The sequence below is a fragment of the Bizionia saleffrena genome (assembly GCF_008086175.1).
Lineage (GTDB): Bacteria > Bacteroidota > Bacteroidia > Flavobacteriales > Flavobacteriaceae > Bizionia > Bizionia saleffrena.
Genome location: NZ_VSKM01000061.1, coordinates 1 through 610 on the forward strand (window position 1 = coordinate 1; position 610 = coordinate 610).

A 610-nucleotide genomic window follows, 5' to 3' on the forward strand; every position below is an offset into this window, starting at 1 on the left:
AACTAGTAATGTTGTTCTTCGGGGTTACATTTGTGTTATCTAGTTGCCAAAAAGAGGATGATTTTACACGGAGTTCACAAGCAGAAAATAGTCTAAGCCCAAAGTTTAAAATATCTAAGATTAATAAAGAAAGAATTGAGGACAACGAACTAATAATAAAAAAACTTAATAGACTTAATGAAAGTATTAATAAAGGAAAAATAATTTCGAGAAATCGAACAATATATTCAGACGAATTTGATTTTTATGTAGATACAAATTATGCAACTTATACGGAGAGTCTGGACGGAAATTATCATTCTTATACCTTTCCAATAATTCCTTTAATAGAAAGTGATACTTTACAAAATTTAGTATTAACGCTACAACCAGATAACAGCTATGAGACGCTATTAGTTACATATGCGTTAACGGCTCAAGAAAAAGAGAGTATTGAAAAAGGTAACATTGTTAATTTAAATAACAAAATAACTTTTAACAAAATCGATAACGACAGTTTTGTAACTGGATTTTTGAGTAAAGAAGGCTGTACTTATACAATTGAAGAATATTGTAGTTCTGGTGATCATAATGATTCTATAGGTTATGGTGATTGTGGTATTGATTTTTA

Annotated in this window: 1 protein-coding gene; it reads left to right on the forward strand. The window is 28.7% G+C overall.

Going from position 1 to position 610, the window contains the following annotated elements:
- A partial coding sequence (locus tag ES676_RS14870) for a hypothetical protein (RefSeq protein ID WP_170234478.1) occupies window positions 1–610 on the forward strand: 610 nt, incomplete at both ends.